We start from the raw sequence: 9,187 nt of genomic DNA, 5'->3' as shown, positions 1-9,187 counted from the left end.
GCGGTCGGAGTACGACTTCACGCTGGCGTGGGAATCCGATACGCAGTACTACAACGCCTCCTATTACCAGCGGCAGCTCGACATCCACGACTACCTGCTCGGGCAGCGGGAGGCCACCAACCTGCAATATGTCTTCCATACCGGGGACATCGTGGACAACAACCTCGACGAGAACCAGTGGACGAACGCCAACGCGGCCTACAGCATGCTCGATGACGCCCAGTTGCCCTACGGAGTCTTGGCCGGCAACCATGACGTGGGCCAGAAAGACGACGATTACACCGCCTACAAGGCCAATTTCGGGGCCGATCGTTACCAGGCCAACCCCTGGTACGGCGAGAGCTTCGAAGACAACCGCGGGCACTACGACCTGATCACCGCCGGCGGAATGGACTTCATCATGCTCTATCTCGGTTGGGCACCGAGCGAGGAGGGTATCGCATGGCTCAACGAGGTGCTCGCCCGGTACCCCGAGCGCACGGCCATCCTCAACCTGCACGAGTACATGCTCACCACGGGGGGACTCGGCGAGGTTCCCCAGCAGATCCATGACGAGGTCGTGGCCCCCAACGCCAACGTGGGCATGGTCTTCTCCGGCCACTACCACGACGCCTTCACCCGCATCGATGAGTTTGACGACACCGGCGACGGCGTACCCGATCGCTCGGTCTACCAGATGCTCTTCGACTACCAGGGGCTCCCCGAGGGCGGCCAGTCGTTCCTGCGACTGCTGCAGTTCGACAATCAGAGCCAACAGATCGGGGTGCGCACCTACTCGCCCTACCTTGACACGTACAACTCCGACGACCCGACCCTCGAACTCCAGCACCAGGAGTTCGCCGTTACCTACGCCGCGTTCGGCCTCACGCCCACGGTCAAGTCGCTGGCAACGGATGCCTTCACCGTCGACATCCTGACGACCACCGAGATCGCGGCCTTCGCCGATGTGGCCAGCGGCACCGACGTGTCGGCCGCGTGGACCCCCGGCCCCGGCAGCCACGGCTGGTACGCCTTCTCTGCGGATCCGTTCGGCGCCACGGCGTACTCCGAGGTGCGACGGCTGACCGTGGCGGTGCCCGCGGTCGTCCCGCCGGAGGCCGCCCCGGTGCCCGAAGCGGTGCCCGGCGCGGTTCCCGGTGCATCCGTTCCCGGCGCGGAGACGGCGGGAGACGGGCCCGCCGGTCACCGTGCGGTTGTCGCCGTCGTGCTCAGCGCCGAATCGCAGGCCCTCGCCGACACCGCGGCGGCGGCGCTGGCCGCAGAAGTGGCTGCCGAGCTCGCGGCCAGTGCGGCCGCCTCGGCGACGGCGGAACCGAGCGCCGACGACTCATCGGGTGCCGCCGACTCGCCGGATGCCGCGGCCAACGACTCCGATCTGGCCGCCGTCGACGACGTGCAACCGCTCGGCATCTGGACGATCGCTCTCCTGCTTCTGGCGTTGCTCGCCGCGGGGGTGCTCGCGACCGTCTCCGTGCGGCGCATCCGTTCTCGCCCCTGACGCGCCTGCCCCCGGTTCCGTGACGCCGCCACCGCCTGCTGCAGCCGGGACCGGGCGAGCACGAGGTTGCCCTCGTTAGACTCGCGTGGCCATGACTGACGAACTGTGTGTTCTCCTGATCGACGACGACCCCGAAATTCGCCTGTCTCTCGGCACCGCCCTGCGCCTTGAGAACTACCGGGTGGTGACGGCGAACGACGGTCTGCACGGCCTCGCGCAGACCGCGCGCGAGGACCCCGCCGCCATCATTGTCGACGTGACCATGCCGGGAACCGATGGTCTCTCGTTCTGCCGGCAACTGCGCGCCTCCGGTGACCGTGTGCCGATCCTGATGCTCACGGCCCGCGCGGGGGTGAATGAGCGTGTCGCCGGTCTCGATGCCGGAGCCGATGATTACCTCAGCAAGCCATTCGAGCTCGCCGAACTGCTCGCGCGGCTGCGTGCCCTCGTGCGCAGGGCCTACGCCACCGGGCAGGACAGCAGCGTCTTCGCGGGCCTGTCGATCGAGATCGCCACCCGGAGCGGCACCCGTGCCGGGCGCCGGATAGAGTTCACCAACACCGAATTCGCCCTGCTGCGGTTTCTCCTCGAGCATCCCGGGCAGATACTGACCCGGGCGCAGATCTCTACGGCGATCTGGGAGTCCGACTTCGGGCCGGCCTCCAACGCCCTCGACGTCTACGTGTCGTACCTGCGGCGCAAACTCGAGTCGCACGGTGAGACGCGACTGATCCACACCGTGCGGGGCCTGGGCTACAGGTTGGCCGAGCAATGATCCAGTCGCATCGGCGCACCCTTCGCGGCCGGCTCGCGCTGACCCTCGGATGTGTGATGGCCGTCGTGATCGTTGCCTTCACCGCGGCCGTGTACGCGCTTATGAGCCATGAACTGCATCGGTTGCAGGATCTGTCCGTGCAGCAGGAGGCCATCCGGGTTGCGCGGCTCGTCGAGGCGCAAACGGACTGGACCGCGAGCGGGTACTGCGATGTTGGGGGAGGTCCTGCCTGCACGCGCATCATTTCAGCGACCGATGCACCCGACGATTCGCCGCTCGAGTTGCCTGTGAACGGTGCGGCGCTGGGCGTCGCGGCCGGTACAGAGGCGGACTTCTACCAGGACGCCACCGTGAACGGCGTGGGGGTGCGGATGCTCGTGACCGCCATCTCGGGCGACCGCGCGGTTCTGACCGGCACGGCCACGCGGTCCGTCGACGTCGCCGTCGAACGACTGCGCCTTCTCCTCGGCGGGTTTGGGGTTCTGGGCGTCTCGGCGGCGGCGATCGCGGCGTACGTCGGGGCGCGGCGTGGGCTGCGTCCCATCCGCCAGCTCGCCGCCGCCGCCGATCAGATCGCCACAACGCGCAACCCCAGCCACCGCATTCCCGTCCCGGGCACCGAAGAACTCGCCGGGCTGGCCGCGACCATCAACGTCATGCTCGGCGAGCTCGAGGTTTCCCAGACCGCCCAGAAGCAGCTCGTGGTCGACGCCTCGCATGAACTGCGCACGCCGCTGACGAGCCTGCACACGAACTTCACCCTGCTGCAACGGGATGACCTGCCGGCCGGCGTGCGCACCGAACTCCAGAACAGCGTCCGACGGGAAATTGTGGGCATGACACAACTGGTGAACGACCTGACCGAGCTGGCCCGGTCGGAGCAACCGATGCCAGCCTCCGAGGTCGAGCTGGGTGAACTCGTCGAATACTGTGTCAGCGAGGCTCGCCGTCATTGGCCGGAGCGCGGCTTTGAATCACGGATCGACGACTCGGTGCTATGGATGGTGCCGGGCAACGCGGCCCAACTGGCCCGGCTCGTCACGAACCTTCTTGACAACGCGGCAAAATTCAGCTCGTCCGGCGACACCATCAGTGCACAGCTGAGTCGAGTCGGGCCGGAGATCGAGTTGTCGATTGCGGACTCCGGGCCGGGGTTCAATCCCGAGGAGATCGAGCTGGTCTTCAGCAGGTTCTACCGGGCACCGTCGGCCCGGGCGCTGCCGGGGTCCGGTCTCGGGCTCGCCATCGCCCACCAGATCTGCTCCGAGCACGGCGGTTCAATTCTCGCCCGGAATACCCCGCCGGGAGCAACGGTGACGGTGCGCCTGCCCGCCCGTGACACAACATTCTTAATGTTTTCCTCATAGTCGCCGCCCACAGTAGCGACATGCCCCTTCGTCCCCCCTCCGTCTCCCGAGCCGGTTCACTCGCGCTCATCGTCGTGTCGTTGACGCTCACAGCCATGCTGGGCGCGCCCCGGTTGATACCGCAGGCTTTCGGCGTCGGACTCGTGTTCGACACGGGGCTCCCTTTTTTGGGGTTGTGTCTTCCTGTCCTGATCGCCCTCGGATGTCTGGCCCCCCGTGGTCGGTACAGGCTGATAGTTCTGGCGCCCGTTGTGGTGTGGCTCGTTGTGTTTCTGCCGGGAGCCGTGCCTCTGTCGTGGACGCCGCAGGCGACTGCCGCTTCCCACCTGACCGTCGCGAGCCAGAATGTGCAGGCACAATCGGGAACGGCTCGGCAGTCCGCCGAGGCGCTGGCGGCAACGCATGCGGATCTCGTGGCGGTCCAGGAGATGGATGGCCACACGAGGGAGGAGATCAGTGCCGTCCTGGACCCGTCATATCCGCAGTACTACGGCGTAGCGACAGTTGGGCTGTGGAGTCGATATCCGATTGTGGAAGCCGAGCCGCTCGCCCTCGGACTGGCGTGGAACCGGGCTCTTCGCGTGACCATCGACACGCCGTCCGGACCGGTGACGGTCTACGTTGTGCACGCAGCATCAGCCCGACTCGGCGACCAGGCCGACCGGGACGCGATGCTCACGAGGCTCGCCGACATGCTTCAGACGGATGCGAGCGAGCGAGTGATTGCGGTCGGCGACTTCAACGCGTCCTCGACCGATCGCGCCTTCAGGCAGGTTACGGCCCGGCTCAGCGCGGCGAATCAGGATGACGGACTATTCGGGTTCACCTGGCCGGCATCGCCGATGCCCGTCGCCCGGCTGGACCACGTGCTGCAGCGCGGGATGCAGGTGACCGGCAACACGGTGTTCTCTGCTGGCGAGAGCGATCACCTCGCCGTGCTGGCGACCATGAACCTCTCACGCAGCCGGGCTCAGGCGAGGATCGCGGCGACCTCGTCGAACGACGGCATCGAGGTCGTAGCCCCAACCCGGGTGACCGACACCGACGAGGCGACGGTCGCCCAGCGCAGTGCCTCCACCATGGTTTCCTCGGTGGGCGCCCCGGTGGACGTCGCGAGGCGTGCCACGAGAGCTCCCACGAAAGTATCGCCGGCGGCCGTCGTGTCCACGGCCTCGACCGGGCGCGCCGGGGCAAGGCCCAGCACTTCGCCGTCGTAGGCCACAACGCAGCCTTCGGAACCCAGCGTCACGATGGCCCAGGTCAGGCCGGTGCTCAGCGCTTCGGCCGCCTGCACCGGGTCGGACTCGCCCGTGAGCTCCTGGGCCTCGATCTGATTCGGCACCACGAGGTCGACCGAGGCGAGAAAGCCGTCGGGCAGGGGTACGACCGGCGCCGGTGTCAGCACCGTGAAGACCCCGGCCTCGCGGGCGAGCGCAATCGCTTCCACGAGCACGGGAATCGGTAGTTCGCACTGCATCACCAGGAAGGCCGCCGTCGAGATGGTCTCCCGCTGGGCGGCGTCGAGAGTGGTCACGGTGCTGTTTGCGCCGGACACGACGACGATTGAGTTCTCGCCGGAGTCCACCACGGAGATGTGCGCCGTTCCGGTGGGTTCTGTCGATGACGCCAACCCCGGGGAGCGGATGCCCTCGGCCGCGAGCAGCGCACGAAGCTCGTCGCCATAGGCATCCGTTCCCACGGCACCGACGAAGTCGACGGATGCGCCGAGTCGAGCCGCCGCCACGGCCTGGTTCAGCCCTTTGCCGCCCGGGACGGTCTCGAAACCGCTGCCGAAAATCGTCTCGCCGGGGCGGGGGAGCCGGCTCTGGCGAACGACGAGATCCATGTTGGCGCTGCCAAGTACCACAATTCTGTTCACCGTCTCAGTCTGCCATGGCAGAATAATCGGGTGAGTTCTCTTGAACAGCCAGAACAGCAGCCCACGCCCAACAACGACGGTTTTGATCCTGATCTAAGTCCGGAGTCTGTCATCGCTGCAGACACCCTCTCGGTGCACCGCTCGCCGCGCTACAAGAACTTCATGATCCTCGGCGCCGCCGTGGGCGTGGCCCTCGCGGTCGGGCTCACCGTGGGCTTCCCCGGCAGTGCCGACTTCACCAAGGCCCAGATCTTCGGTTTCCTGCTGTTGGCCTGCCTCGCGGTGGGTGTGCTGCTGGGAGGCATCGTGGCGCTGGTGCTCGATCGCGTCATCGGCCGCCGGACCCACACGGTGCTCGCGGATAGACTTGCACGGGATGATTCACCCGCCGCCTCCGGGCCGCACGAGTCAACCGACACCCACAATTTCCCTGAAAAATCCGAGTAGAGGGGCTATACAGTGGCCGGCGGCGACGGACAGTTAAATCACGATCTTCTTCCAGGCGAGAAGGGCCCCCAGGATGCCTGCGGCGTCTTCGGCGTGTGGGCACCCGGTGAAGAGGTGGCCAAGCTCAGCTACTTCGGGCTGTACGCGTTGCAGCACCGCGGCCAGGAATCGGCCGGAATCGCCACGAGCGACGGTTCGAAGATCCTCATCTACAAGGACATGGGACTTGTCTCACAGGTCTTCAACGAAGCCTCACTGAGCACCCTGCTCGGCCACATTGCGGTCGGACATACCCGGTACTCCACCACGGGGTCGTCGAGCTGGCAGAATGCGCAGCCCACCCTCGGTCGCACGTCGAGCGGAACCGTGGCCCTCGGTCACAACGGCAACCTGACCAACACGGCCGAGCTGCTCGAACTCGTGCGTGAGCGTTACCCCAAGGTGGACGGCGAGCTGGCGCGCGGCAACACGACGGACACCGCCGTGATCACCGCCCTCCTCACCGGAGACCTTGACCACACCCTCGAGGCCACCGCTCTGGAGGTGCTCCCGCGACTCCGCGGCGCGTACTGCCTCGTGTTCATGGACGAGACCACCCTCTACGCCGCCCGCGACCCACAGGGCGTTCGTCCGCTCGTGCTCGGTCGCCTCGAGCGCGGCTGGGTCGTTGCCTCCGAGACCGCCGCCCTCGACATCGTCGGCGCCAGCTTCGTGCGGGAGGTCGAACCCGGCGAGCTCATCACCATCGACGAAAACGGGCTGCGCACGCAACGGTTCGCCAAGGCCGACCCCAAGGGTTGCGTCTTCGAGTACGTCTACCTCGCCCGCCCCGACACCACGATCGCCGGTCGCGGCGTGCACGAGGCCCGGGTCGAGATGGGTCGCAGGCTCGCCGCGGAGCATCCGGTCGAGGCCGACCTTGTCATTCCGACGCCCGAGTCCGGCACCCCGGCCGCGATCGGCTATGCCCAGGCATCGGGCATCCCGTTCGGTCAGGGGCTCGTCAAGAACTCCTACGTGGGCCGCACCTTCATCGCCCCGTCACAGACCATCCGACAGCGCGGCATCCGCCTCAAGCTCAACCCGCTCAAGAACGTGATCAAGGGCAAGCGCCTGATCGTCGTCGATGACTCGATCGTGCGCGGCAACACGCAGCGCGCCCTCGTGAGCATGCTGCGCGAGGCCGGCGCCGCCGAGGTGCACGTGCGCATCTCGAGCCCGCCCATTACTTGGCCCTGCTTCTACGGAATCGACTTCGCGAGCCGCGCCGAACTGGTCGCGACCGGGCTGGAGATCGACGAGGTTCGCCAGTCGATTGGCGCCGACAGCCTCGGCTACCTCTCCGAAGACGGCATGATCGAGGCCACCGAGCAGCCGCGCGAGCGCCTGTGCACGGCGTGCTTCACCGGAATTTATCCCATCCCCCTGCCCGAATCACAGCACCTCGGTAAAAACCTGCTCGAGCGTGAACCGGCCAGCAACGGATGCGACCCCGGCCCCGACTCCGAGCTGGAGGCCGTGCTTGCCCCGACGATCCAGCGGGATAAAGCCCTCGCGGCGCTGGGACAGGTTCCGTTCGGCGATCCAGGAAGACAAGAATGACGAATTCGTCCTATGCAGCAGCCGGAGTAGACACCGCGGCCGGTGACCTCGCCGTCGAGCTGATGAAATCAGCCGTAGCCAAGACGCACGGTCCCGAGGTCTGGGGCGGCGTGGGCGGCTTCGCCGGACTCTTCGACGTGTCGTTCCTCACGTCCTATCGCCAGCCGCTGCTGGCCACGTCGACAGATGGCGTGGGCACCAAGGTCGCCATTGCTCAGGCCATCGACAAACACGACACGATCGGCCAGGACCTGGTGGGCATGGTCGTCGACGACATCATTGTCGTCGGCGCGCGTCCCCTGTTCATGACCGACTACATCGCCTGCGGCAAGGTCGTTCCCGAGCGCATCGCCTCGATCGTGGCCGGCATCGCCCGCGCCTGCTCGGAGACCGGCACGGCCCTCGTCGGCGGCGAGACCGCCGAACACCCCGGCCTGTTGGGCGTGGACGACTACGATGTGGCCGGCGCGGCCACCGGTGTGGTCGAGGCCGACCAGGTTCTCGGCTCCGACAAGGTGCGTTCGGGAGACGTCGTCATTGCGATGGCCTCGTCCGGGCTGCACTCCAACGGGTACTCGCTCGTGCGCCACATTCTGGCTCAGCGCGGCATCGGCTACACGGACACCTCCGCTGAACTCGGCGGCGTCGTCGGCGAGGTGCTGCTTGAGCCACCCGCCTCTACACCGGGCCGCTGCTCGACGTGCTCGCCGACACCGACCTCGCCGGGGCCATCCACGCCCTCAGTCACGTGACCGGCGGCGGCATCGCGGCGAACCTCGCACGCGTGCTGCCGGTGGGATCCTGGGTCGAGGTCGACCGCTCCACCTGGTCGCCCGCTCCCGTGTTCCGCGTGCTCAGCGACATGGCCGGCACCTCGCTCGAGAGCGCTGAAGGCACCTGGAACCTCGGCGTGGGCATGTTCGCCGTCGTCGACGCGGGCTCCGCATCATCCGTCATCGCTCGCCTGGCCTCAAGTGGAATCCCCGCCTGGGTCACCGGGCGCGTATCGATGGCGCCGCACGACATTACGGGCTTCGAGCAGGGCGCCAAGGGCGTGAACGGCGGCGCCGTGCGCCTCGTGGGCTCGTTCGCAGGCTAACTCAAACGGATGCCGTGGGCGTCTGGGCACGCCCTTGTGAACGGCGCCCGAACCGCTCCGCGGTTGACGGGGTCAGCGACGCGGAAAGGCCCTCGGCGAACGAACGCCGGGGGCCTGTGCGTGAACTGGGCGACGTGCCCGGTGCGGGCTAGGCTCGTCGCTGCTCGTCTTCGGTGGCGTAGTGATCGACGTACTGGTCGTCGTCATCGTCGTCGGAGTCCGTGGCAGCCGCAGCCTTCTCGGCCTTGTCTTTCTCGTACTCCGGCCACTTGGCCAGATCCTCGTCGAGGCGCGGGTCGGACGGATGCCCGGTGAGCTCGCGTTCGAGCGCGTTGTAGTTCGTATCGGGACTGAAATACTTCAGCTCCCGAGCGACCTTGGTGTGCTTTGCTTTTTGACGGCCGCGCCCCATGCGTGACCCCCTTACGATGCCAGGCCGAGTGAGCCGGAGTCACTCGGGAGATTGCCGAACAAAATGTGTAGAACATGTTCAAAAAACTAAATGCCAGTTTAGCATGAC

Annotated in this window: 7 protein-coding genes and 2 pseudogenes; 7 read left to right on the top strand and 2 right to left on the bottom strand. The window is 66.9% G+C overall.

What is annotated here, in order from left to right; genetic code table 11:
* From JF66_RS09860 to JF66_RS24305, 4 genes and pseudogenes are all read left to right on the top strand, one after another.
* On the top strand, nt 1-1,498 hold a 1,498-nt coding region (locus JF66_RS09860; RefSeq protein ID WP_035877444.1), incomplete at its 5' end, for a metallophosphoesterase.
* Between the two features lie 91 nt (nt 1,499-1,589).
* The gene (locus JF66_RS09855; protein WP_035877443.1) at nt 1,590-2,273 is read left to right on the top strand and encodes a response regulator transcription factor; all 684 of its coding nucleotides are present in this window, start codon (nt 1,590-1,592) and stop codon (nt 2,271-2,273) included.
* Nucleotides 2,270-3,640, top strand: a complete 1,371-nt coding sequence (locus JF66_RS09850) for a HAMP domain-containing sensor histidine kinase (RefSeq protein WP_035877442.1) — start codon at nt 2,270-2,272, stop codon at nt 3,638-3,640. Before JF66_RS09855 ends, JF66_RS09850 begins: the two co-directional genes overlap by 4 nt.
* A 20-nt stretch (nt 3,641-3,660) precedes the next feature.
* Nucleotides 3,661-4,557 (top strand): annotated as a pseudogene (locus tag JF66_RS24305) (endonuclease/exonuclease/phosphatase family protein); the annotation flags it as partial.
* Nucleotides 4,558-4,610: 53 nt separating this feature from the next.
* Here the strand turns inward: JF66_RS24305 and JF66_RS09845 are convergent.
* Complete coding sequence (locus JF66_RS09845) at nt 4,611-5,519, bottom strand: ribokinase (protein ID WP_081882289.1); 909 nt, start codon at nt 5,517-5,519, stop codon at nt 4,611-4,613.
* A 30-nt stretch (nt 5,520-5,549) separates the two neighbouring features.
* Here JF66_RS09845 and JF66_RS21695 point away from each other — a divergent pair, with 30 nt between their 5' ends.
* The 3 genes and pseudogenes from JF66_RS21695 to purM all read left to right on the top strand — a co-directional run bounded on the left by JF66_RS21695 (nt 5,550) and on the right by purM (nt 8,667).
* A complete protein-coding gene (locus JF66_RS21695) occupies nt 5,550-5,966 on the top strand; it encodes a hypothetical protein (RefSeq protein WP_051973372.1) in 417 nt (138 codons plus the stop codon).
* 12 nt (nt 5,967-5,978) lie between these two features.
* Nucleotides 5,979-7,568 carry an amidophosphoribosyltransferase gene (gene purF, locus JF66_RS09835; RefSeq protein WP_051973371.1) on the top strand — a complete coding sequence of 530 codons (1,590 nt, stop codon included), beginning with the start codon at nt 5,979-5,981 and terminating at the stop codon, nt 7,566-7,568.
* A pseudogene (purM, locus tag JF66_RS09830) lies at nt 7,565-8,667 on the top strand (phosphoribosylformylglycinamidine cyclo-ligase). The gene purF and the pseudogene purM overlap by 4 nt, the downstream one beginning before the upstream one ends.
* 148 nt (nt 8,668-8,815) lie before the next feature.
* Here the strand turns inward: purM and JF66_RS09825 are convergent.
* A complete protein-coding gene (locus JF66_RS09825; RefSeq protein WP_035877440.1) occupies nt 8,816-9,079 on the bottom strand; it encodes a DUF3073 domain-containing protein in 264 nt (87 codons plus the stop codon).
* Nucleotides 9,080-9,187: the final 108 nt, after the last annotated feature.

Origin of the sequence: Cryobacterium sp. MLB-32 (assembly GCF_000738085.1) — a bacterium.
Lineage (GTDB): Bacteria > Actinomycetota > Actinomycetes > Actinomycetales > Microbacteriaceae > Cryobacterium.
The sequence above is the reverse complement of the archived record's forward strand: the minus strand, read 5'-3'. Positions and strand labels throughout refer to the sequence as shown.